Raw genomic sequence first — 23581 nt, 5'->3', positions numbered from 1 at the left:
CGGCGCGATCTCGCGTCGAGCCCGGAACCCCTTTCGGTGCCCGGCGCGATCTCGCGTCGTGGCCGGAACCCGGTGCGGGGCGCGATCTCGCGTCTCGCCCGGAACTTCGGTTCGGCCGGGCGGCCGGGCCGGAGAGGAACGAGGGCGCGGCGACCGGCCGCGTCCCAGATCTAGGAGGACCACGTGCATCAATTCGTCACAGCGTTCCAGCGCTTGCGGGCCGAAGCGGCGGACGCCGGGATGAGCACCACGGAGTACGCGGTCGGCACCTTCGCCGCCGCGGCCTTCGCGACCGTCCTCTACAAGATCGTGACCAGCACGGGGGTGCAGACCGCACTGACCGGGCTGATCACCAAGTCACTGAAGTGACCACGGCCGACGAAGTGAACGAGGACTTGAGGTGAGACGGCGCCGGCGGCCCGGCCGGGACCGGGGTGCGTTCACGGCCGAACTCGCGGCCGGGCTGCCGGCGCTCATGGTGCTGCTCTTCGCCGGGATCGCGGCGGTCTCGGCGATGGTGACCAAGGCGCAGTGCCTGGATGCGGCCCGGGAGGCGGCGCTGGCCGAGGCCCGAGGCGAGAGAACGTCGGTGGCGGCGCAGGTCGCCCCGGAAGGAGCCGACATCCGGGTCGGCGGAGATCAGGAGAGCGTGACGGTGACGGTATCCGTGCGGGTCAGCGTGCTCGGCGGCCATCTGCCTGGGTTCACGGTGACCGCCGGCGCGGTCGCCGCCCGCGAGCCGGCGGCCGGGGAAGGAGGCGGATGAAACGAGGAAGGACAGGGTGGCGGAAACGAAGAAGGACAGGGCGGCGTGACATGACGGGCCGTGATCGGGGTGCGGCGACGATCTTTGTCGTGGCCGTGGGGCTGTTCCTGGTCGGGGCCGGAGTCGCCGGGGCGATGGTGGTGTCCGCGCGGGTCGCGCGGCACGCCGCCCGGAACGCCGCTGACTTCGCGGCGCTCGCCGGGGCGGCCCGGGCGATCGAGGGCGCCGGGCCGGCTTGCGCCGCGGCCCGGCGCTACGCCGAGGCGAACGGTGCTCGGCTGGCGTCGTGTGAGGTCAGCGGCTTGGAGGTGACGGTCAGGACAGAGGTGGTGGTCCGGATGGAGTTGCTGGTGCACCCGACGGCCATGGTGGCGACGGCGGCCGCCCGAGCCGGGCCGGTCACCTACCCGGCGAGCTGACGCCCGGCGTCGCAAGAAATCGCACGGCGCCGATGTCCGGAAGCGGCGTCTGCCCGGCCGTGAGGTGCGTGCGCGGGGCGGGTGGCGTCTGCCTGGCCGTGAGGCGCGTGGGCGGCGCCGAGGCGGGGCCGGTGGCGTGTGCCCGGCCGTGAGGCGCCTGCGCGGCGCCGAGGCGGGGCCGGTGGCGGCTAGTCGGGTGGGAGGGCGGCGAGGACGGTGGTGAGGACGCGGACGGCGCCAGGTTTGTCCAGGGGGTTGTTGCCGTTGCCGCACTTGGGGGATTGGACGCACGAGGGGCACCCGGTTTCGCAGGCGCACGACGCGATGGCTTCCCGGGTGGCCCGGAGCCATTCGGCCGCGGTGGCGTAGGCGCGTTCGGCGAAGCCCGCACCCCCGGGGTGACCGTCGTAGACGAACACGGTCGGGGCTTCGGTGTCCGGGTGGTTGGCGGTCGACAGTCCGCCGATGTCCCACCGGTCGCATGTCGCGATCAGCGGGAGCAGGCCGATCCCGGCGTGCTCGGCGGCGTGCAGCGCGCCCGGCACGTCGGCCGTTTCGACGCCGGCCGCGGCCAGTGCCTGCGGGGAGATCGTGAACCAGACGGCGACCGTGCGCAGTTCCCGGACCGGCAGGTCGAGCGGCTTGGTGTCGATCACTTCGCCGCTACCCAGGCGGCGGCGCTGGTAGGACACGACCTGGCTGGTCACGTCGACGTCGCCGAGGAACAGGCCGACCGGGCCGGCGTCCACGTACGACCGGACCCGGACCACCGACACGTCGGTGACGTCCCGGGCGTGTGTGGTCCAGTCCGGTTCTTCCGGGTGGACCAGGGCGATGGCGTCTTCCAGGTCGAGTTCGTCGACCAGGTACGTCACGCCCTGGTGCAGGTAGACCGCGCCTTCGTGCAGCATGACGTGCGACGATCCCTGGTCGACCGTGCCCAGCAGTCGCCCGGTGGAGGCCTCCACGACCTGGACCGGGGCGCCGCCGGTGCCGCGCAGGTCGACGTCGGGCCGTCCCCGCTCGGTCCAGTACCAGCCGGACGGCCGTTTCCGCAGCGCTCCCTGCTGGACCAGCGCCTCGACGGTGGCCCGGGCCGCCGCGCCGCCGAACAGTTCGAGATCAGTTTCGGTCAGCGGGGCTTCGGAGGCGGCGCAGCAGAGTTGCGGGCCGAGCACGTACGGGTTGGCCGGGTCCAGCACGGTCGCCTCCACCGGCCGCCCGAACAGCGCCTCCGGGTGATGCACCAGGTACGTGTCCAGCGGATCGTCCCGGGCGATGAGCACCGCGAGTGCTTCCCCGCCGGCGCGGCCCGCGCGTCCGGCCTGCTGCCACAGGGACGCCCGGGTGCCCGGCCAGCCGCAGATCAGTACCGCGTCGAGCCCGGCCAGGTCGACGCCGAGTTCGAGCGCGTTGGTCGAGGCCAGCCCGAGCAGTTCGCCGGAGAGCAGGGCGCGTTCGATGGCCCGCCGGTCCTCGCGCAGGTAGCCACCACGGTAGGCGGCGACCCGTGAGCCCAGCCCGGGTACGGCCTCGTCGAGCGATCGCCGGGCCATGGTCGCCACCACCTCGGCGCCGCGGCGGGATCGGACGAAGGCGAGCGTGCGGGTGCCGGCGACGACCGCATCGGTGAGCAGGTCGGCCGTCTCCCGCAACGCCGACCGCCGAATGGGCGGCATGTTGTCCAGGTCCGGATCGACCTCGGAAGCGGAACCCGCGGAAAGAAAACCGGCGGAGGGGGAGTCCGCGGAAGAGGAGCCGGCGGCGGAGGCCGGGGTTCGAGCGGCCGGAACAAACGTCGGCGGCGCGGACGACTCCGGCGGAAGCAACGGTGGCTCCCACAGCGCGAACGTCATCCCCCCGCGCGGCGAAGCATCCTCGACGACGGCCGCCACCGGCACCCCGACCAGCCGAGACGCACTCCCGGCCGGATCACCCGAGGTGGCCGAGGCCAGAACGAACGTCGGCGAACTCCCATACCGCTCGGCCACTCGCCGAAGACGCCGCAGGACATGCGCCACGTGCGACCCGAACACTCCCCGATAGGCGTGGCACTCGTCGATCACCACGTATGACAGCCGCCGGAAGAACGCCCCCCACCGAGCATGAGCGGGCAACACCGCATGATGCAACATGTCGGGGTTTGTCAGTATGAATCGGGAGTGCTGCCGGATCCACTCGCGCTCCTCCCGCTGAGTGTCCCCGTCCAGCGTCGCCGGCCGCACCCCGTCCAACCCGAGCCGGACCAGCGCCCGAAGCTGATCGGCCGCGAGCGCTTTGGTCGGCGCGAGGTACAGAACGGTCGCCCGGGGATCGGCCGCCAGCCGGCTCAACGCCGGCAACTGATACGCCATCGACTTCCCGGAGGCCGTCCCGGTGGCCAGCACCACGTGCGTGCCGGCCCAGGCCAGGCTCGCCGCATCCGCCTGGTGCTGCCACGGCGCCACAATTCCTTGAGAGACAAGACTTTCCCGTACGGACGGGTCGGCCCACTCCGGCCACTCGGCGACCCGGCCCGCCCGGGCGGTGACCTGCTCGACGTGTGTGATCGGCGACTGCGCGGCCGAACCGCTCCGGGCGCGCAGGCGATGCAGCAGCTGAGCGGGACCGAAAGCGGTGGCAGTCACGCCAAGCACTCTGACACCGGTGGACCATCGAACCCAAACGCCACTTCCGAAACGGGACACCGGGATGATGGAGGGCCCAAACGGGTAGGACGGTGGGTGCCACGCGTCGCCCGCCACCGGTCGGTGGTTAGATTCGCGGGGGAGATCAGGGAGGGGGACCGATGGAGCTGTCGCTGGCGACCCGGACCGTCGCCGAGCACACGGTGCTCGAAGTCGGTGGTGAGGTCGACGTTTACACTGCTCCGCGGCTGCGGGAGCGCCTGATCGAGCTCGTCGACGGCGGTGCCCGGGACGTGGTGGTCGACCTGGAGCGGGTGGAGTTTCTCGATTCCACCGGTCTCGGCGTGCTCGTCGGTGCGTTGAAACGTTTGCGCACCGCGCAGGGCACTTTCGGCCTGGTCTGTGCCAAGGAGCCGTTGCTCAAGATTTTCCGGATCACCGCGTTGGATCAGGTTTTCCCGATCTTTCCGACCGTCGAGGCCGCCACGGAACGCGACGGCAGCGGTCCCGCTTCGTGATGGCCACGGTTCGGCTGTCCTTCTCGCCGGCGCCGGTGCACGTTCGCACCGCCCGGCTGGTCGGCGTGGCGGTTGCCCGGCGGGCCGGGGTGGACGAGGCGCTGCTCGACGAGGTGCGCCTGGCCATCGGTGAGGCCTGCACCCGGGCGGTCGCCCTGCACCGGCAGTATGGCTTGACCGACCTGGTCACGGTGGAGATGTCGGACTCGGGGGCGTACACGGTCCGGGTCATCGACCACGCCCCGATCGAGGCCAGCATCGGCCTGACCAAGCTTCCGCCGGATGAGCTGGCCGCCGAGTCGCTCACCGAGGACGATCTGACCACGGGCGTCGGCTTCGCCCTGCTCGCCGGCTTCGTCGACGACCTGCAGGTTCGCCCGGTCGAGGACGGTCCGGGCACCGAGGTTCGCATGGTCTGGCCGGTCACTCGCCGCTGACCGATCCCCGGGCTGACGCGGCCTGGGCGGGTTTGTTGCTCTGACCGCAACCACCCTCGGACGTCGCCCTGGAGGGTTTCGCGTTCTGGGCGCGCCAGCGCCCTGCGAAGCCCGGAAGGGTCCCCGCGGGAGCGACGGTCTGTACCCCGGCGGACCGAGGCAATAAAGAATTTGATCTTCAGGGTGAAACGCCGTCCCGAGCCATGCGCGACGCGACGGATACCCCTATCCTCAATTCCGGCATTTCGCCAAATTTCCGAATGGCTGCGCCACGTCATCGCCGACCAGGCAAAAGATCAACCATTCCGGATACCCAACCGCCGGATGCGCTAACACAGCGGCAAACATCATCGCGACACGGCCGGGTCTCCATGTGACGATCGCCACGACGGACCTATACAGTACGCGAGTTATCAGCTACTCGCTGGACCCGCGCCCGCGGGTCTGCTCGTTGTTCCCCGGCTCCCCGGGGAACGCGCCCGGTGGTCTCGTCCGCCGCTGGGTGCGGTCGGTGTGTGTAGGAGGACATTGATGTCCGGGACCTCACTAAACCTCGCCGCCGAAGGCGGCGGAGTGTCCCTCAGCGGATCCAACGTCGTATTCGTCATCGTCGCTCTGGTGTTCGCCCTGATCGCGCTGGGCTTCGCCGCGATGTTCGTCCAGTCGGTGCTGCGCGCCGGCCGGGGTACCAAGAACATGCAGGAGATCGCCGGCGCCGTGCAGGAAGGCGCGTCGGCGTACCTCTTCCGGCAGTTCAAAACGCTCGCCGTGTTCGTGGTGATCGCGGTCGTGTTGCTGTTCCTGTTGCCGGTGCACGACACCGACAACGAGACCTGGGTGAAGATCGGTAGGTCGCTCTTCTTCATCGTCGGAGCGGTCTTCAGCTCGTTCATCGGCGGCGCCGGGATGGCCCTGGCGACGCGGGCCAACCTGCGGGTGGCCGCGGCGGCCGGCGAGACCGGCGGCCGGGAGACCGCGATGGGGATCGCGTTCCGCACCGGTGGTGTGGTCGGCTTCCTCACTGTGGGGCTCGGCCTGTTCGGTGGCGCCCTGGTGGTGCTGATCTTCAACACCGATGCTCCGACCGTGCTGGAGGGCTTCGGTTTCGGTGCCGCGCTGCTCGCGATGTTCATGCGGGTCGGCGGCGGCATCTTCACCAAGGCCGCGGACGTCGGCGCCGACCTGGTCGGCAAGGTCGAGCAGGGCATTCCGGAGGACGACCCGCGCAACGCGGCGACCATCGCCGACAACGTGGGCGACAACGTCGGTGACTGTGCCGGCATGGCCGCCGACCTGTTCGAGTCGTACGCGGTGACCCTGGTCGCCGCCCTGATCCTGGGCCAGGCCGCGTTCGGCCAGGACGGTCTGATCTTCCCGCTGATCGTCTCGACGATCGGTGTGGTGATCGCGATCCTGGGTGTGTTCATCACCCGGCTCCGCCCGTCCGACCGCAACGGCCTGACCGCGATCAACCGGGCGTTCTACATCTCGGCGGCGGTGTCGGCGGTTGCCGTGGCCGTGGTGACCTTCCTCTACCTGCCGGACACGTTCGCCGGTTTCGGGGACGCCGGGATCGCCAAGGACATCGTGGACAGCGGGCAGAACCCGCAGTTCGTGGCCATCGGCGCGGTCGTCATCGGTATCGTGCTGGCCGCCGCCATCCAGGCGCTGACCGGCTACTTCACCGAGACCAACCGTCGTCCGGTGCAGGACATCGGCAAGTCGTCGGCGACCGGCGCGGCCACCGTGGTGCTGGCCGGCATCAGTGTCGGCCTGGAGTCCGCGGTCTACTCGGCGCTGCTCATCGGTGCCGGCGTCTACGGCGCGTTCCTGCTGGGTGGCACGTCGCTCACCCTGTCGCTGTTCGCGGTGGCGCTGGCCGGTACCGGCCTGCTCACCACCGTCGGCGTCATCGTGGCGATGGACACGTTCGGCCCGATCTCCGACAACGCGCAGGGCATCGCCGAGATGTCCGGTGACATCGACGAGAAGGGCGCGCAGATCCTCACCGAGCTCGACGCGGTGGGCAACACCACGAAGGCGATCACCAAGGGCATCGCGATCGCGACCGCGGTGCTGGCGGCGACCGCCCTGTTCGGCTCGTACACCAACAGCCTGGTCAGCTCGCTCACCGACGCCAAGGTGGCCGACGTACAGAGCGAGATCTACCAGCTGCTGAACATCGCCAACCCGCGCAGCCTGGTCGGTCTGCTGATCGGCTCGGCGGTGGTGTTCCTCTTCTCCGGCCTGGCGATCAACGCGGTGTCCCGTTCGGCGGGCGCGGTGGTCATGGAGGTGCGCCGGCAGTTCCGCGAGCACCCCGGGATCATGGACCGGACCGAGCGGCCCGAGTACGGCCGCGTGGTCGACATCTGCACCCGGGACGCGCAGCGTGAGCTGCTCACCCCCGGTCTGCTGGCGATCATGGCCCCGATCGCGGTGGGCTTCGGCCTGGGCGCCGGGGCGCTGGCGGCGTACCTGGCCGGCGCGATCGGCACCGGCACGCTGATGGCGGTGTTCCTGGCCAACTCCGGTGGCGCCTGGGACAACGCGAAGAAGCTGGTCGAGGACGGGGCGTACGGCGGTAAGGGTTCCGAGGCGCACGCCGCCACGGTCATCGGCGACACCGTCGGCGACCCGTTCAAGGACACCGCCGGCCCGGCGATCAACCCGCTGCTCAAGGTGATGAACCTGGTGTCGCTGCTGATCGCTCCGGCCGTCGTGACCTGGAGCATCGGCAATGACCAGAACACCCCGCTGCGGGTGTCGATCGCGGTGATCGCGGTGGCGATCGTGACCGCCGCGGTGGTGTGGAGCAAGCGCAAGCCCATCTCGATGGGTGACGACGCGGCCGAGGCGGCCGCGGTCGGTGCGGCCGACACGGCCCGGGCCGCGCAGGACGAGCCGGCCCGGATCAAGGACAACGTGAGCTGAGTCCGGCTTTATCCACAACGGGCGCCCGGTGATCACCGGGCGCCCGTTCGTTTGCACCCATCGAGGTGTTTGGAGTGTCCTACCGAGGCCGTACGCTGCTCCCATGCGCGCGGTCCGAACGATCTCCCTCGCTCTCGTCCTCGTGCTCGCGTTGCCGTTGGCCGCCTGTTCGTCCGGGCACAACGCGGAGGCCTGGGCCGCGTCGGTGTGCACCGCGCTGGTCCCCTGGCGCAGCGAGATCAGCACCCTGACGACCCGCACCCAGCAGCAGATGACCACGCGCACCACGCCCGGCCAGGCGCGGGAAAATCTGGCCCGCCTGTTCGACGGCGCGCGCACCGCGAGCGAGACGGCGCGCGAGGGGGTCGAGCGGGCCGGTGTGCCCGACGTCACCGACGGCAAGAAGATCGCCGCCGCGTTCGTCGGTTCGCTGGCCGGCATGCGGGACGCCTACGGCACCGCCCACGACGGCATCGCGGCCCTGGCCACGACTGCCTCCGGCACGTTCTACACCGAGGTGGGAAAGGTCGTCGACCGGCTCAACGCGGAGTATGAGAAGAGTGGCCTGGACACCACGAAACTCGACTCGGTGGAGTTGAGGGACGCCTTCGAGTCGCTGCCCGAATGCCAGTGATGCGATGACCGAGACCGGGTGGCCGCTGATCCCGCGGGAGACGCTCCCTCCGCCGATACTGGTGGAGAGGCGACCTCATCCGCGGGACACGCCCCGGCGTCCGGACGGCCGCCAGCTGTCGATGTTCGGCGCCGAGACGATCGAGCCCTCGCCGGCCGACCTCGCCGGGCTGCTCGCCGGACCCGGCCAACTGGGCCGGATGGGCGGCACGGCCAAGGTCTCGGTGATCGTCGAGGACGCCTGGCGGGTGCACGTCCTGGTCGCCGAGTTCGTCGCCCGCGGCCTGGCGGCGACCTGGGCTCCGGTCACGGAACCGGAGAAGAACAAAGATCAAGACCCGATTGACGTACGGGATGAGCCCCCCGATCCCACGGACGAGATCCTCGACACTCCCGAGGAGCCGCCCCCGCCCCGCTTCGAGGTGCGCACGGCGTACTCCCGTCGGTTGAACGCTCTGGCCAAGGCGTGGCCCGAGGCCGCCGCCCAGTTGTTCCTCTCCGGTCCACGCCTGCGCCTGTGGGTCGCGGCCGCCGGCCGGCCCCGTCCGGGCGGCTTCCGGCTGGGCCTGGATCCGGCCAAGGACCCGGTCGAGGTGGACGCCGCGCTGGTCCGGGCGGGTCTGGCCGGCCGGGTGTCGGATGACGGACGGTGGTATCTGATCGCCGGCCGCCGACGGCTGACACGGCTCGCTGAGCTGGTCGGCGAGCGGCCCGAGGCGGCACCGTCCGAGATGTGGCCGGGCGGCGCGGGTGCGTGATCTTCCCGGATTGTGTCCGACATAACAGTGTCATCCCGGTGTACGGTGTCGCGGTCGGACGCATGCGGTGGCCGGACCGTTACCATCCGACTGCGGGGTTTCCCGGGAATGAGGGCTCGTCCGGCGCGTTACGTTGAACATCTGTGCCTCGCCGAGTGCGACGACGGGGAGCGCCGAGGATCGAAACAACTGGGAGTGCCGTGCCGAGTGACGCCAGGATGACGCGTCTGGTCATCGTCGAGTCTCCGTCGAAGGCCAAGACGATCGCCGGTTATCTGGGGCCCGACTATCTGGTCGAGGCCTCCGTCGGCCATATCCGCGACCTGCCGAAAAACGCCGACGAGGTCCCGGCGAAGTACAAGGGGCAGCCGTGGGCGCGTCTCGGCGTCGACGTCGACAACGGCTTCCACGCGCTCTACGTGATCTCCGACAGCCGCAAGCAGCAGGTGGCCAAGCTGCAGAAGCTGGCCAAGGAGGTCGACGAGATCTTCCTCGCGACCGATGAGGACCGCGAGGGCGAGGCCATCGCCTGGCACCTGATCGAGACGATCAAGCCCAAGGTGCCGGTCAAGCGGATGGTCTTCCACGAGATCACCAAGCCGGCCATCCAGGCCGCCGTGGCCAATCCGCGCGACATCGACCGTTCCCTGGTCGACGCGCAGGAGGCCCGCCGCATCCTGGACCGGCTCTACGGCTACGAGGTCAGCCCGGTCCTGTGGAAGAAGGTCATGCGTGGCCTCTCCGCCGGCCGCGTGCAGTCCGTCGCCACCCGGATCGTGGTCGAGCGCGAGCGCCAGCGCATGGCCTTCCGTACCGCGGAGTACTGGGACATCCTGGCCCAGCTCTCGGTGATCGGTTCGGTCGAGGGCGCCCGCTCGTTCCAGGCCACGCTCATCGCGCTGGACGGCGACCGGATCGCCACCGGCAAGGACTTCGAGCCCACGACCGGCCAGCTCCGGTCCGGGTCGAACGCGGTGCAGCTGGACGGCGCCGGCGCCCGCGGGCTGGCCGCCCGCCTGGAGGGCCGCCCGTTCACCGTCACCCGGGTCGAGGAGAAGCCGTACCGGCGTAAGCCGTACGCGCCGTTCATCACCTCCACCCTGCAGCAGGAGGCGGCCCGCAAGCTGCGCACCTCCTCGGCGCAGACGATGCGCACCGCGCAGAGCCTGTACGAGAAGGGCTACATCACGTATATGCGTACGGACTCGGTGAACCTCTCCGAGACCGCCATCGCGGCCGCCCGCCGGCAGATCGCCGAGCTCTACGGGGCGAACAATGTGCCGCCGCAGCCGCGCCGCTACACCACCAAGGCGAAGAACGCGCAGGAGGCGCACGAGGCGATCCGCCCGGCCGGGGACAACTTCCGTACCCCCGGTGAGGTCGCCAAGGAGCTGAGCAGCGACGAGTTCCGGCTCTACGAGCTGATCTGGCGCCGGACCATCGCGTCGCAGATGACCGACGCGGTCGGTAACTCGGTGAGCGTCCGGATCCGCGCGATCTCCACGGCGAACGAGGAGGTCGACTTCGGTGCCTCCGGCAAGACGATCACCGACCCCGGCTTCCTCCGGGCGTACGTGGAGTCCTCGGACGACGAGAACGCCGAGGCCGAGGACGCCGAGCGCCGCCTGCCGAACCTGAAGAAGGACGACCCGCTGACCGCCGACGAGCTGAACGCGGTCGGTCACCACACCTCGCCGCCGGCCCGGTACACGGAGGCCTCGCTGGTCAAGGCGCTGGAAGAGCTGGGTATCGGCCGCCCGTCGACCTACTCGTCGATCATGCAGACCATTCAGGACCGGGGGTATGTCGAGAAGCGCGGCCAGGCGATGATCCCGACGTTCCTGGCGTTCGCGGTGATCGGCCTGCTCGAAGGGCACTACCCACGGCTGGTGGACTACAACTTCACCGCCGCCATGGAGGGCCAGCTCGACGACATCGCCGCCGGTGACGGCACCCAGCTGGACTTCCTGACGTCCTTCTACTTCGGCAGCCGGGCGCCCGGGGCCGACGACGACATCGCCCGGGCCGGCGGCCTGAAGAAGATGGTGACCGAGAACCTGAGCGCGATCGACGCGCGTGAGGTCAACTCGATCCCGCTCTTCACCGACGAGGAGAACCGCCAGGTCCTGGTCCGGGTCGGCAAGTTCGGGCCGTACCTGCAGCGCAAGGCGGCCACGATCGCCGAGGGCGAGGAGGAGCCGGCCGAGGATCGCGCGTCGATCCCCGAGGGCCTGGCCCCGGACGAGCTGACCCCGGAGAAGGTGGCCGAGCTCTTCCTGGCCGGCAACGGGGACAAGGCGCTGGGCGACGACCCGGTCACCGGCGAGGCCGTCGTGGTCAAGTCCGGCCGCTACGGGGCGTATGTGCAGTCCGGCGAGCGCAGCTCGTCCCTGTTCGCCTCCCAGTCGCCGCAGACGCTCACCCTGGAGCAGGCGTTGCAGCTGCTCACGCTGCCCCGGGTGGTCGGCCAGGACGCCGAGGGCAACGAGATCGTGGCGCGCAACGGGCGCTACGGGCCGTACATCTCGCGCCTCAAGGACTCGCGTTCGCTGGAGAACGAGGACCGGCTCTTCACGGTCACCCTGGACGAGGCTCTGGCCCTGCTGGCCGCGCCGAAGACCCGGGGACAGCGTGGTGCGGCCAAGCCGCCGCTGCGCGACCTGGAGGGGGTCGACCCGGTGTCCGAGAAGCCGCTGCTGGTCAAGGACGGGCGCTTCGGGCCGTACGTGACCGACGGCGAGACGAACGTGACGCTGCGCCGCGGTCAGACGCCCGAGGAGCTGACGCTGGCCGAGGCGATCGAGATGATCGCCGAGAAGCGGGCGAAGGGTCCGGCGCCGAAGAAGGTGGCCAAGAAGGCTCCGGTCAAGAAGGCCGCCGCCAAGACGACTACGGCCGCGGCGAAGAAGGCCGCGCCGGCGAAGAAGACGACCGCCGCCAAGAAGGCGCCCGCGAAAAAGACGGCCGCGGCCAAGAAAGCCACGGCCGCCAAGGAGTGACCTAGCTTCCGAGAACCCGGTCCAGGTAGTCGTTGGTGAAGACCCGGGCCGGGTCGAGGCGGTTGCGCACGGCCAGGAAGTCGTCGAATTTCGGGTACGCGGGCCGCAGGTCCTCGGCCGTCCGGTAGTGCATCTTGCCCCAGTGCGGTCGCCCGCCCAGCGGCTCGCAGAGCGCTTCGAGCGCGGTGAAGTAGGGCTCGTACGGGACGCCCTGGTACTGGTGGACGGCGATGTAGGCGGACTCCCGCCCGTACCCGTGGGACAGCCACAGGTCGTCCGGCCCGGTGAACCGCACCTCGACCGGGAAGAGCACCTTGAACGGCAGGGACTCGATCAGCCGGGGCAGCGCGTCGATCACGTCGGGCAGGGCGGCGCGGGGGATCTCGTACTCCATCTCGGTGAAGCGGACCCGGCGGGAGCTGCAGAAGACATGGTCGGAACGGCCGGTGTAGGTGCGGGCGCTCAGCGCGCGGGCGGCCATCGAGCTGAGAGTGGGAACCGCGCCCGGGAACTTTCGTCCGATTTTGCAGACACCATCAAAAACGGTGTTGGACAGAAAGTCGTCATCCAGCCAGCCGCGGAATCGCGACAGCGGCCGATCGTGCTCCGGCACCCGATTGTTGATCTTCACGCTGGCCCGATCGGTGTACGGGTACCAGAAGAACTCCACGTGATCGTTGGCCGGGATCCACTCCTCGACCCCGGCCAGCACATCGGCCAGCGACATCGGCTTCTCGTCGGCGAGCAGCACAAACGCCGGCACGCAGCGCAGCGTGACCTCGACCAGCACGCCGAGCGCGCCCAGGCCGACGACCGCGGCCGGGAACTCGGGCGCTTCACGGCCGTACCTCTCAATTTTGCCGTTGGCGGTGACCAGCGTGACCGCCTCGACGCACGAGGCGAGGGTCCCGTGCCCGATCCCGGTCCCGTGCGTGGCCGTCGAGATCGCGCCGGCCACGGTCTGCGTGTCGATGTCGCCCAGATTGGGCATGGCCAGGCCGTTCTCGGCCAGCAGGGCGTTCAGAGTGGACAGCGGCATCCCGGCCTGGACGGTCACCAGGTCGCCGTCCAACGAGATCAACTGGTTGAGCCGGTGCAGCAGCATCCGCTGGTCGTCGGCGACCGCGATGGCCGTGAACGAGTGCCCGCTCCCGACTGTCTTGATCCGCCGTCCGGCCCCCGCCGAAGCGGTGACCATGGCCGCCACCTCGTCGATGCTTCCGGGGGTGAGCACCTCGGCGACGGACTGCTGGTTCTGTCCCCAGTTGGTCCACCGACGGGAATTAACGGGTGTAGTCATTCCGGCTTTTGTCCTCCGTCCGAGCGGACACCAGCACCTGGCGTCCCGTCGATGCGCCTCGCTCGTTGATCCGAGTAACGTTCGATTTATCACTGAGATCTATTCATGACCATGCGTGGTTTCCGCCGTCGTGAAAAGGTCTCACTGCTGAGAGGGAGTGGCGACGCGTGTCGACACCAACCGTCAGCACCGGACCGCTGCGGCGGGTTCCGGTGCAGGGCAGAAGCGTTGCCCGGGTACAGCGCATGCTCGATGCGTGCGCCGAGCTGGTGGACGAGGTCGGCTATGAGGGCCTGACCACGACGTTGCTTGCCGAGCGGGCCGAGGTCGCCATCGGCTCGGTCTACCAGTTCTTCCCGGACAAACGGGCCATCGTCCAGGCCCTGGCTCTGCGCAACATGGACGCCTACCTGCAGAGCCTCTCCGACCGTTTCGCGGCGGAGACGTTCCAGCACTGGTGGGACGCGGTGGATGCGGCCATAGACGGTTACATCCACATGCACCGCAGCGTTCCGGGTTTCCGCACGCTGCACTTCGGCGACGTCGTCGACCTGCACCTGCTCGACTCCGACCGGGACAACAACGCGGTCATCGCCGAGCGCCTGGCCGAGCTGCTGACCGACCAGTTCCGCCTGGTCGACCGCAACCGGGTCCGGTTCGCCCTGCAGATCTCGGTCGAGGCCGCCGACGCGCTGATCAAGCTGGCGTTCCGGCGCGACCCGGCCGGTGACGAGGCCGTGCTGACCGAGGTCAAGGCCCTGATCAGGGAGTACCTGCACCGGCACGTCCAGGCCTGACTCAGCCCAGGAACGCATGACCCTCTCCCCGATACGTCGGGGCCGGCGTGGTGTTGGTGCCGTCGATCAACTGCAACTCGTTGACGTGCTCGCACATCTCGCCGGCCTTGGCGTGGCGGAACCACACCCGGTCGCCCGGGCGCAGCTGCTCGGCGGCCTCGCCCAGCAGCGGCGTCTGCACCTCACCGGGTCCCTCGTCGGCCTTGAACGACAGGCCCTCGGGCAGGTAGGGCTGCGGCAGCCGGGACGACTCGGCCGGGCCGGAGGCGATCCAGCCGCCGCCCAGCACCGTCGCGATCCTCGGCGCCGGGCGCCGGACCACGGAGAGCGCGAAGAACGCGGCCGGGGTGGGCCGCCAATTGCGGTAGGAGTCGAACAGGGTCGGTCCGTACAGGCCGGACCCGGCGGTGACCTCGGTGACCGACGGGTCCGCGCTGGTCGCGGCCACGCTGCCGGTGCCGCCGCCGTTCACGAACTCCAGGTCGGCGTGCTCGCGGACGGCCCGGACCGCGGCCGCCCGCCGGCTCAGCAGCTCCGGGAAGGCGCGGCTCTGCATGATCCGGATCGCCCGGGCCCAGACCGCCCGGCCCGGCGGGTCGTCGCCGACCCCGGCGATGTGCGCCTCGTAGGACATCATCCCGACCAGCTTGAAGCCGGCCCGGGTGGCGATCCGGCGGGCCAGCGTGCCGGCCTGCACGGCCGAGTGCACGGGGGAGCGGCGGACACCGACGTGCAGCGCGGCGGCCGGCTTCCAGGACGCGTCCAGCTCCAGGCAGAGCCGGATCACCGGGCGGCCCTCGGGAGCCGACACCTGGTCGACCAGGTCGAGCTGGGACGGGTGGTCCACCATGATCGAGATGGCGGCGGCCAGCGTCTCGTCAGCGGCCAGCTCGCGCAGCGCCGCCCGGTCGACGGTGGGATACGCCACCAGTACGTCGTCGGTCACACCGGAGCGGACCAGCCAGATCGCCTCGCGAAGTGTGTACGCCATCACACCGTGCCAGCCGGGGCGGGCCAGGACCCGTTCCAGCAGGGCTCGACACCGCACCGATTTCGACGCCACCCGGATCGGTTTGCCCGCGGCGCGAGCGGTCAGACGGTCCGCGTTGTCGTCGAACGCGGCCAGGTCGACCACCGCGATCGGGGTCTCCAGGTGGTCGGTGGCCTTCTCCAGTCGCTGGCGCAGGGCGTTGCGGTCGGTGAACACACCGGCACGCTATCCCGATACGAAGCAACGCGAAAGACATTCATCTCTACTCCACTCGATGGTGCGAACCCCCGATGACCTGGGCGGGCCGGATACAGTGCTCCGAGCAGTGACCACGGGGAGGTAAGGGCCATCGACACGGAAAGCCGCCAGGAGACCGCGCCGGTCGACCTATCGGGCGCGGCCGCGCTCCGCTCCGTCCTCCGGATCCGTCCGTTCCGCCGTCTGTGGCTGGTGCTCGGCGCCGCCTCGTTCGGTGACTGGATCGGTCTGCTGGCCACCAGCATTTTCACCGCCGCGCAGTTCAAGCAGCCGGCCGCGCAGGGTGTGGCGTTCGGCGCCACGATCGCCGTGCGCCTGCTGCCCGCGCTGTTCCTCGGCCCGATCGCCGGCGTCTTCGCCGACCGGTTCGACCGCCGCTGGACGATGATCATCACTGACCTGCTGCGATTCGTGATCTACGGCTCGATCCCGCTCGTGCCGGTGTTCGGCGGATCACCCGGGCTCACCGCGATCTGGGCCACGGTCGCCACGCTGATCGGCGAGACGATCACGCTGATCTGGATCCCGGCCAAGGAAGCGGCGGTCCCCAACCTCATCCCGAAGTCCCGGATCGAGGTCTCCAACCAGCTGACGCTGGTGACGACGTACGGGATCACCCCGATCCTGGCCGCCCTCAGCCTCTCCGCCCTCACCGCCGGCGTGCAGCAGTCCGGCGCCTCGCTGCCCGACTGGGCCCAGCCGGTGCAGATCGCGCTCTACCTGAACGCGCTGTCCCGCCTGGCCACCGCGCTCGTCGTGTTCTTCGGCATCCGCGAGATCGGCGGTCGCAGCCCCGAGCGCGAGCACGCGGCCACCGAGCAGACGATGACCCGCCAGTTCCTGGACGGCTGGAAGTACATCGGTAAGACCCCGCTGGTCCGCGGCCTGGTGCTCGGCATCTTCGGCGCGTTCGCAGCCGGCGGCGTGGTGATCGGCGCCGCGAAGACGTACGCGGTCTCGCTGGGCGCCGGCGAAGCCGCGTTCTCCCTGCTCTTCGGCGTGATCTTCCTGGGCCTGGCCTGCGGCATCGGGCTCGGCCCGATGATCGTCCGGGACCTGTCCCGCCGCCGCTGGTTCGGCATGAGCATCGTGCTGTCCAGCGGCTCGGTGATGTTCCTGGGCCTGGCCTTCCACCTGTCCATGGCCCTGTTCGGCGCCCTGCTGGTCGGTGCCGGCGCGGGCATGGCCTTCCTGGCCGGCACCACCCTGCTCTACGGCGAGGTCGCCGACGAGGTCCGCGGCCGGGTCTTCGCCGTGGTCCAGATCGGCGTCCGGATGGTCCTGCTGGCCGCCATCACTCTGGCCGGCGTGCTCGTCGGCCTGGGCAGCTCCCGCCGGGTCGACCTGGGCGCGGTGCACTTCGACGTCTCCTCGACCCGGGTGCTGCTGCTGGTGGCCGGTGCGATCGGGATCTGGGTCGGCATCGGCGCGTTCCGGCAGATGGACGACAAGAAGGGCGTGCCGGTTCTGGCCGACCTCATCGGGTCGGTCCGCGGCCGGCCGCTCGCCCCGCCCGAGGAGTTCGTCCGCAGCGGGCTGTTCGTGGTCTTCGAGGGCGGCGAGGGCGCCGGCAAGTCGACCCAGCTGGGCCTGCTGGCCGACACGCTGCGCGCGGAAGGCCAGGACGTGGTGGTCACCCGGGAACCCGGCGCCACCCCGCTCGGCGGGCGGATCCGCGGGCTGGTGCTCGACCACTCGGAGGACGGGCCGTCACCGCGGGCGGAAGCGCTGCTGTACGCGGCCGACCGCGCCCATCACGTGGCCACCGTGGTGCGGCCGGCCCTGGCCCGGGGCGCGGTGGTGATCAGCGATCGGTACGTGGACTCGTCGCTGGCCTACCAGGGGGCCGGGCGGACGCTGCCGGTGCAGGAGATCTCGTGGCTGTCGTCGTGGGCCACCGGCGGGTTGAAGCCGGACCTTGTGGTGCTGCTGGACGTGGATCCCGCGGTCGGGCTCGACCGGGTCGGTGCCCGGGGCGCGGGCGCTGATCGGCTGGAGAGCGAGTCACGGGCGTTCCACGAGCGGGTTCGGTACGCGTTCCTCGACCTGGCGGCGGCTGATCCGAAACGGTATCTGGTGCTGGACGCGGCTCGACCGGCGGCGGAGATCGCCGGGGCGGTGACGACGCGGCTGGTGGACGCGCTGCCCCCGATCCCCGAGCCGTCCGCGACTGACGCGCCTGCGCCCGCCTCACCCGACGCTCAGCCTGCTGCCGACGTACGCGGAAATGCTGGTTTGTCGCCGAAGGCGGAGCCGGGGGAGCAGCCGGAGACGCCGCTGGAGGAGATGGCCGAGGCGCTCGGACTGGACGAATCGCCTAAATCCTGAAAAGTCGTAGCGGAACCGCGGCGGCCATCGCAGCCATCCCAGCATCGTTGGGGTGCAGATGGTCGCCGCTGTCGTAGGCGGCCCGAAGCCGCAACGGATCCCCGGGATCCCGCACGGCCGCGTCGAAATCGATCACCCCGTCATACTCCCCGGACGTCCGGATCCACCGGTTGAGCGCGGCCCGCTTCCGCTCGTTCTCCACGCTGTAGAACCCGAGCGTGTCGTCCTTGAACGGCAGAACCGTCGCACCGTAGGCCCGTAGCCCGGCCAGGTGCGCCCGAGCGATCAACTGCCGATGCCCCCAGATCAGGTCATCCGCCGAGACGACCTCGTCGAGCGGCGCCGACGTCCCCGGGTGTCCGAGATCGTTCACCCCGAGCAGCACCACGAGGAACTCCGCGCCGGGTTGCGCGACGACGTCCCGATCGAACCGCCGCAGCGCGCTGTGCCCGAAGTACGCGGCGTAGCCCACCGCCGGACTCCCGGCCGGCGGATTCGGATCGTGCAACAGCCGGTTACCGGAGACCCCGACGTTGGCCACCCCGAGCCGATGATCCAATCGCGCCGACAGCAGATCCGGCCAGCGATGATTCGCGTTGGCCACGGTGTTCGCGCCGTTCGTGATCGAGTCACCGAGCGTCACGATCGCCCCGCCGGAGGCGTGCACGCTGACCCCGGACAGGAACAGGTATTGCTGGATAGTGCTGGTCGCCGTGACCATGCGCGCGCCCGTGACGTTCCCGGCGGCGATCACGTTGTCCTGGAACGCGAACGCGGCCAGCGTCGTCACCGGTGTGCGCGCCGGCAGGTAGACGCTGATCACCAGGTCGGTGCCACCGCCGACGCGCAGGCCGACCGGGTCGCTGACGATCGGGGCGCCGGCCGGGCCGGTCACCGACGAACGCCCGCCGAACGTCACCCGATGATCGGTTCCGGTCACCGCATCGGTGCCGGCGCCACTTCCCGAGCGCCGCGCCACGTGCACCTCGCCGATCCGCAGCGGGGCGTCCCCGAACTCGTTGGTCAGCCGGATCCGCACCTGGTCGCCGCCCGAGCTCAGGTGGACGACGTGCCGCACGGTCTGGTTCTCCAGCACGAGTGGGGGCGTCGGCGGAATCGTCGTCGGGACCGCCGCCCAGCTGGCGATCCACCGTTTCGGGTGGGCCTGAGCGGGGCTTCCGGGCAGCACACCGGCGGCCGCGGCACCGGCCGAGAGGGCGAGGAGCTGGCGTCTGGTGGACATGGCACGCTCCGAAAGTTTCGGAAATCTCCGGGACAGATCTCCGTAACGTAGAGCCGTCCATCTATGACGTCAAGGGCGGAAGATCCCCTGCCGCGCCATGCGAACGCTCCGATGTTCATCAATGGACACCGTTGACCATTGCCGGTCACTGTGCATAACGTTTCGACCTGTCCTCGTAACTTTCGGAGGCACTGCAGATGAGATTCAGCCGCATCGCCGCGTTCCTCGCGGTCAGCCTCGCCGTGGCCGGTTCCGCACCGGCCAGCGCCCATCCGTCCCCCGTCCGGGACGACGGTTCGCTGCGGGCCGCCGCGCACGGCTCCGGCGTACGCATCGGCACCGCTGTCGACATGGCCGCGCTCGCCGCCGACGCGCCCTACAAGACGGCCGTCGCCCACGAATTCGACACGGTCACCCCCGAGAACGTGATGAAGTGGGAGGCCGTCGAGCCACAGCCGGGCGTCTACAACTGGGCGCCGGCCGACCAGCTCGTCGACTTCGCGCGCAAGAACGGGCAGCTCGTCCGCGGCCACACCCTGGTCTGGCACAGCCAGAACCCGGCCTGGCTGACCGAGGCCGCCTACACCCCCGCCCAGCTGCGCACGCTGCTGCGCAAGCACATCTTCGACGAGGTCGGCCACTTCAAGGGCCGCGTCTGGGCGTGGGACGTGGCCAACGAGATCTTCAACGAAGACGGCACGCTGCGTGACACCATCTGGCTGCGGGCGCTCGGCCCGGACTACGTCGCCGACGCATTCCGCTGGGCTCACCAGGCCGATCCCAAGGCGCTGCTGTTCCTCAACGACTACAACAACGAGGGCGTGAACGCGAAGAGTGACGCCTACTATGCGTTGACGAAGCGGCTCCGCGCGGCCGGCATCCCGGTGCAGGGCTACGGAATGCAGGGCCACCTCGGAGTGCAATACGGATTCCCCGGCGACGTCCGGGAGAACGTGCTCCGATTCGACAAGCTCGGCGTGAAGACCGCGTTCACCGAAGTCGATGTCCGCATGCTGCTACCGACCGACACCGCCAAAGTGCAGGCCCAGGCCGAAGGATTCGGATTGCTCCTGAGGGCTTGCCTGATCGCCAAGAATTGTGTCTCGTACACGGTGTGGGGATTCACCGACAAATATTCGTGGGTGCCGGGGGTCTTCGCCGGTGAGGGATCGGCCACCCCGTTCGACGAAAATCTGCAGCCGAAACCCGCCTACGACACCCTTCGGGAGACATTCCTGCTGGTCCGGCGCTGATCGCCGAACCCGATGAAGACCAGGCTGCGCCGGCACCGTCCGCCGGCGCAGCCTCTTCACCCCAAAAATCAAATTCTTCATTGCCTATGTCCGCCGGGGTACAGACCGTCGCTCCCGCGGGGACCCTTCCGACCTTCGCAGGCCGCTGGCGCGGCCAGAACGCGAAGCCCGAAAGGGCGATGTCCGAGGGTGGGCACGGTCAGAGCAACAAACCCGACCACGGCTGGAACTGCTTCCCGTCAGCCTTTCCAGAGGTTGAGCATCATGGCCTCGACCGCGATTTCCGGCTTGACGTTCTGGTTGATCGACTCACGGCAGGCCAGCACCGCCTCCAGCCGGCGCAGCGCACTCTCCGGAGTCCACTTCCGCGCCGCCGCCTCCGACTGCGGCGCCACATCCCCGTGCACGACCGCCACCGGCGCCCGCAACGCGGTGATCAGCACATCCCGGTAGAACCCGGCCAGATCCACCAGCGCACGATCGAGCGCGTCCCGCTGCGCGCGAGTAGCCCGGGACTTCTGCCGCTTCTCCAGATCCTTGATCTGACCGGCCGCGCCGCGCATCGCCCCGGCCGCCCCGCGCCCGGTGCCGCCCGCCCCGAGCGCCTGCTCCAGTGCCGAACGCTCGGCCGCGTCGGACTCCACGACACTGGCCGCCGCCTCCGCCTTGGCCGCCGACACCAGGGCCGCGGCCACGTCGAAGCAGGCACCGACCCCGGTCAGCCGCTTCGGCACCGTGAGCACCGCCTCCCGCCGGGTGCGGGCCTCCGGATCCGCGGCCAGCAACCGGGCCCGGACGATGTCACCCTGAGCGGCCGCGGCCGCCCAGACGGCCGTCTCCCGGGTGAGCCCGTTGCGCTCCATCAGCGCCGCCGCCACCGCGTCGGCCGGCGGCTGCCGCAGCGCCACCACGCGACACCGGGACCGGATCGTCACCGAGATGTCGTCCGGGTGGGTCGACGGCGTGCACAACAGGAAAACCGTCCTTGGCGGGGGCTCCTCGATGGCCTTGAGCAGTGCGTTCCCCGCCGCCTCGGTGAGCCGGTCGGCATCCTCGATCACCACGACCTGCCAGCGCCCGCCGGACGGGGCGGTCGCCGCGCGCAACACCAGCGCTCGCATCTCGTGAACGCTGATGGAGAGACCCTCGGGGGCGACGAACCGTACGTCAGCATGGGTCTTGCCCAGAACGGTGTGGCAACCGTGACACTCACCGCACCCGGCGCCCGCCCGCTCACACTCCAGCGCGGCGGCGAACGCCCGCGCCGCCAGCGTCCGCCCGGCCCCGGGCGGCCCGGTGAAGATCCAGGCGTGGGTCATCGCCCCGCTGCCGACCTGCTCCCCGGCGACCACCCGCGCGGCCGCCTGGGCAGCGCGCCGCAGCGTCTCCACCGCGTCGTCCTGGCCGACCAGGTCCGAGAACACCCCATCCTGACTCACTCGACGATGGTATTGCCCACCCCCGACAACTTCCCGGACCGCCCGTCCCCGACGCCGCCGATCTTCCCGCCGCCCGCTCGCCCGGCGCCCTTTTGCCCGCCGCGCGTTCGCCCGGCGCACGTTCGCTGCCCGCTCGGCAACCTCTTCGTGTGCGGCCACCGCCCCTGGTCGATGACGGCTCCCCGGGCGCACATCCGGTCCTTCCTGCGCTGACTCACCGTGATGATCAACCCCGATCGGGGTGACGCTGCGTCCGGCGCGGAAAGTTATCCACAGAGGACACCAAGGGCTTCGGGATGCCGGTAGATTCGGCTTCCGGAACGCGACGGAGACATGACGCGTGGTGAGGAGCCTGGTGCATGGCCCGGGAGATCGACGAGGCGTGGATCGATGACGCGATCGATCGCTACAAGCGTGTCGAGACGTTGCGCGCCGAGTTCGACCGGGCCGTGGCGGCGCATCAGGTCTCGGTGCACTCGCCCGACCAGTCGATCGAGGTCGTGGTCACCGCGGCCGGCGACATCGTCGACGTCCAGGTGCGCGGCGGCCTCACGCGCCGTGACAACGCCGAGTTCTCCCGCGAGCTGAAGGCCGTCGTCACCAGCGCGACCGAGGCGGCCCGCTGGGCGCGGGAAAAGCTGCACGCCGAGGTTTTCGGCTCGTTCCGTTCGCTGGAGGGCTACTGACATGGACCGGCTCGCTGACCAGATCGACCAGGCGGCCGCGGCACTGACCACGATGGACCGTCGCGTGCCCCGGCTGCTGCCGGCCGCCGACGCGTTCGGCGCCGACGACACCGGCCGTCCGGGCCGGCTCGGTCGCCAGTTGCACGAGAGCTGGACGGCGGTGCTCCGGGCCCGAGCCGAGGAAGCCGCCGGCATCTCCGCCGGTCTGTCCGATCTGGCCCACTCCGTGCGCACGAATGCCCGGGACTACGCGGAAACCGACGAGACGGTCCGCCGCCGCTTCCTGAAGGGCCTCTGATGGACCGGCTCGACCACCTGCTCACCACCGCCGAGCCCCTGCTGGCCCGGGTCGACCAGGTCCTCTCCGCGGCCGGCGCCCCGGCCGGTCACGAGGTCTGGCCCGAGCTGCGCCGGGTCCGTCTGCTCCCGGGTGACGCCGCCCGCGCGGTCGCCGCACTACACCCCGCGGCGGTGGCCGACGCCGCTCCCGAGCTGCGCGCCCAGGCCCAGGCGTGCGCCGACACGGCCGACGCGCTGCCGATGGCCACCGGGTGGTCCGGCCATGCCGCCGAGGCCTACGAGGTGGCCCGCCGCCGCACCACCGAGCAGCTCAACGTCGGTTCCGACAGTCTGTCCCGTCGCATGGCCGCCACCGCCGACCTGGCCGAGGCCCTGACCGACTGGATGACCCGCACCCGCTTCGACCTGGCCGGCACCCTGGCCGGCGTCCTCACCTCGGCCGAGGCGCTGACGCTGATGACGGGTGGCGGCTTCCCCGAGCCGGACGAAACCCGAGCCGCCGCCGACATCGCCGCCGCCCTTCTGCGAACCGTCGGCGACAGTTACGACCGAGCCGAAGATCTCCTCGACGACGCCACCGGCTTGAAGTCCCCCCAGCCCGCCTGACCCTCGGTCATCGACGCCGTTGAACAACCCCTGGCCGGCCGAGCCTGCGCCATCTTGTCGGCTGGACCGCGACCCCTTGAGGGGCGCATCCGGAGTCCTGACCTGTTCGGCAGCTTGGTCGCCGAGTCACTGGTGGTCGCCTACCGGACCGGCCCGATCCGGCCGATAGGCGACCACCGCATGACCGGAATCCGAGGGCGCAGGCCCCGAACTCCGAGATCTCACCGAAGCCTCATACCCAGGCCCACCCCACCTCCGGCCCGCTTCGGTCCGTCCGCGGACAGGGGGT

General features: G+C 70.3%; 20 protein-coding genes. 15 read left to right on the top strand and 5 right to left on the bottom strand.

What is annotated here, in order from left to right; translation table 11 throughout:
- Positions 1–183 precede the first annotated feature (183 nt).
- From ACSHV8_RS39775 to ACSHV8_RS39765, 3 genes are read left to right on the top strand one after another with little or no spacing between them, the layout of a single operon-like run.
- The gene (locus ACSHV8_RS39775; RefSeq protein ID WP_436524616.1) at positions 184–369 is read left to right on the top strand and encodes a DUF4244 domain-containing protein; all 186 of its coding nucleotides are present in this window, start codon (positions 184–186) and stop codon (positions 367–369) included.
- A 31-nt stretch (positions 370–400) separates the two neighbouring features.
- Complete coding sequence (locus ACSHV8_RS39770; protein ID WP_436524614.1) at positions 401–766, top strand: TadE family type IV pilus minor pilin; 366 nt, start codon at positions 401–403, stop codon at positions 764–766.
- Between the two features lie 50 nt (positions 767–816).
- Positions 817–1185, top strand: a complete 369-nt coding sequence (locus tag ACSHV8_RS39765; protein WP_436524612.1) for an Rv3654c family TadE-like protein — start codon at positions 817–819, stop codon at positions 1183–1185.
- A 188-nt stretch (positions 1186–1373) separates the two neighbouring features.
- Here ACSHV8_RS39765 and ACSHV8_RS39760 read toward each other — a convergent pair whose 3' ends face one another.
- Positions 1374–3812, bottom strand: coding sequence for a DEAD/DEAH box helicase (locus tag ACSHV8_RS39760; protein ID WP_436524610.1), 2439 nt, complete (start codon positions 3810–3812; stop codon positions 1374–1376).
- A 161-nt stretch (positions 3813–3973) separates the two neighbouring features.
- Between ACSHV8_RS39760 and ACSHV8_RS39755 the strand changes: the two genes are divergently transcribed.
- The 6 genes from ACSHV8_RS39755 (at position 3974) to topA (ending at position 12091) form a co-directional block, all read left to right on the top strand.
- Complete coding sequence (locus tag ACSHV8_RS39755; protein WP_436524608.1) at positions 3974–4330, top strand: STAS domain-containing protein; 357 nt, start codon at positions 3974–3976, stop codon at positions 4328–4330.
- Entirely contained in the window at positions 4327–4767 is a 441-nt protein-coding gene (locus tag ACSHV8_RS39750; RefSeq protein ID WP_436524606.1) for an ATP-binding protein, read from the top strand. The genes ACSHV8_RS39755 and ACSHV8_RS39750 overlap by 4 nt, the downstream gene beginning before the upstream one ends.
- 531 nt (positions 4768–5298) lie before the next feature.
- On the top strand, positions 5299–7701 hold the full coding sequence (locus ACSHV8_RS39745) for a sodium-translocating pyrophosphatase (RefSeq protein WP_436524604.1): 2403 nt from the start codon (positions 5299–5301) through the stop codon (positions 7699–7701).
- 103 nt (positions 7702–7804) lie between these two features.
- Entirely contained in the window at positions 7805–8335 is a 531-nt protein-coding gene (locus ACSHV8_RS39740) for a hypothetical protein (protein WP_436524602.1), read from the top strand.
- 4 nt (positions 8336–8339) lie between these two features.
- Positions 8340–9092 carry a hypothetical protein gene (locus ACSHV8_RS39735; RefSeq protein WP_436524600.1) on the top strand — a complete coding sequence of 251 codons (753 nt, stop codon included), beginning with the start codon at positions 8340–8342 and terminating at the stop codon, positions 9090–9092.
- Between the two features lie 200 nt (positions 9093–9292).
- On the top strand, positions 9293–12091 hold the full coding sequence (gene topA, locus ACSHV8_RS39730) for a type I DNA topoisomerase (protein ID WP_436524598.1): 2799 nt from the start codon (positions 9293–9295) through the stop codon (positions 12089–12091).
- A gap of 1 nt (position 12092) precedes the next feature.
- On the opposite strand, the gene ACSHV8_RS39725 is transcribed toward topA, so the two are convergent.
- Entirely contained in the window at positions 12093–13391 is a 1299-nt protein-coding gene (locus ACSHV8_RS39725; RefSeq protein WP_436524596.1) for a D-arabinono-1,4-lactone oxidase, read from the bottom strand.
- Positions 13392–13558: 167 nt separating this feature from the next.
- Here ACSHV8_RS39725 and ACSHV8_RS39720 point away from each other — a divergent pair, with 167 nt between their 5' ends.
- Positions 13559–14188: a TetR family transcriptional regulator gene (locus ACSHV8_RS39720; RefSeq protein WP_396342408.1), complete on the top strand. Its 630-nt coding sequence runs from the start codon at positions 13559–13561 to the stop codon at positions 14186–14188.
- 1 nt (position 14189) lies between these two features.
- Here the strand turns inward: ACSHV8_RS39720 and ACSHV8_RS39715 are convergent, their stop codons facing one another.
- On the bottom strand, positions 14190–15395 hold the full coding sequence (locus tag ACSHV8_RS39715) for an amino acid deaminase/aldolase (protein WP_436524594.1): 1206 nt from the start codon (positions 15393–15395) through the stop codon (positions 14190–14192).
- Between the two features lie 234 nt (positions 15396–15629).
- Between ACSHV8_RS39715 and tmk the strand changes: the two genes are divergently transcribed.
- Positions 15630–17765, top strand: coding sequence for a dTMP kinase (gene tmk, locus ACSHV8_RS39710; RefSeq protein ID WP_436524592.1), 2136 nt, complete (start codon positions 15630–15632; stop codon positions 17763–17765).
- On the opposite strand, the gene ACSHV8_RS39705 is transcribed toward tmk, so the two are convergent.
- On the bottom strand, positions 17755–19008 hold the full coding sequence (locus tag ACSHV8_RS39705) for an SGNH/GDSL hydrolase family protein (protein WP_436524590.1): 1254 nt from the start codon (positions 19006–19008) through the stop codon (positions 17755–17757). The genes tmk and ACSHV8_RS39705 overlap by 11 nt on opposite strands.
- 197 nt (positions 19009–19205) lie before the next feature.
- Between ACSHV8_RS39705 and ACSHV8_RS39700 the strand changes: the two genes are divergently transcribed.
- Positions 19206–20261: an endo-1,4-beta-xylanase gene (locus ACSHV8_RS39700; protein WP_436524588.1), complete on the top strand. Its 1056-nt coding sequence runs from the start codon at positions 19206–19208 to the stop codon at positions 20259–20261.
- Between the two features lie 239 nt (positions 20262–20500).
- Here the strand turns inward: ACSHV8_RS39700 and ACSHV8_RS39695 are convergent, their stop codons facing one another.
- Positions 20501–21700: a DNA polymerase III subunit delta' gene (locus ACSHV8_RS39695; RefSeq protein WP_436524586.1), complete on the bottom strand. Its 1200-nt coding sequence runs from the start codon at positions 21698–21700 to the stop codon at positions 20501–20503.
- A gap of 359 nt (positions 21701–22059) precedes the next feature.
- Between ACSHV8_RS39695 and ACSHV8_RS39690 the strand changes: the two genes are divergently transcribed.
- From ACSHV8_RS39690 to ACSHV8_RS39680, 3 genes are read left to right on the top strand one after another with little or no spacing between them, the layout of a single operon-like run.
- The gene (locus tag ACSHV8_RS39690; protein ID WP_436524584.1) at positions 22060–22386 is read left to right on the top strand and encodes a YbaB/EbfC family DNA-binding protein; all 327 of its coding nucleotides are present in this window, start codon (positions 22060–22062) and stop codon (positions 22384–22386) included.
- 1 nt (position 22387) lies between these two features.
- Positions 22388–22684, top strand: coding sequence for a type VII secretion target (locus ACSHV8_RS39685; RefSeq protein ID WP_436524582.1), 297 nt, complete (start codon positions 22388–22390; stop codon positions 22682–22684).
- Positions 22684–23292, top strand: a complete 609-nt coding sequence (locus ACSHV8_RS39680; protein ID WP_436524580.1) for a hypothetical protein — start codon at positions 22684–22686, stop codon at positions 23290–23292. The genes ACSHV8_RS39685 and ACSHV8_RS39680 overlap by 1 nt, the downstream gene beginning before the upstream one ends.
- Positions 23293–23581 lie beyond the last annotated feature (289 nt).

Source organism: Actinoplanes sp. HUAS TT8 (assembly GCF_051380535.1).
Classification (GTDB): domain Bacteria; phylum Actinomycetota; class Actinomycetes; order Mycobacteriales; family Micromonosporaceae; genus Actinoplanes.
The sequence above is the reverse complement of the archived record's forward strand: the minus strand, read 5'-3'. Positions and strand labels throughout refer to the sequence as shown.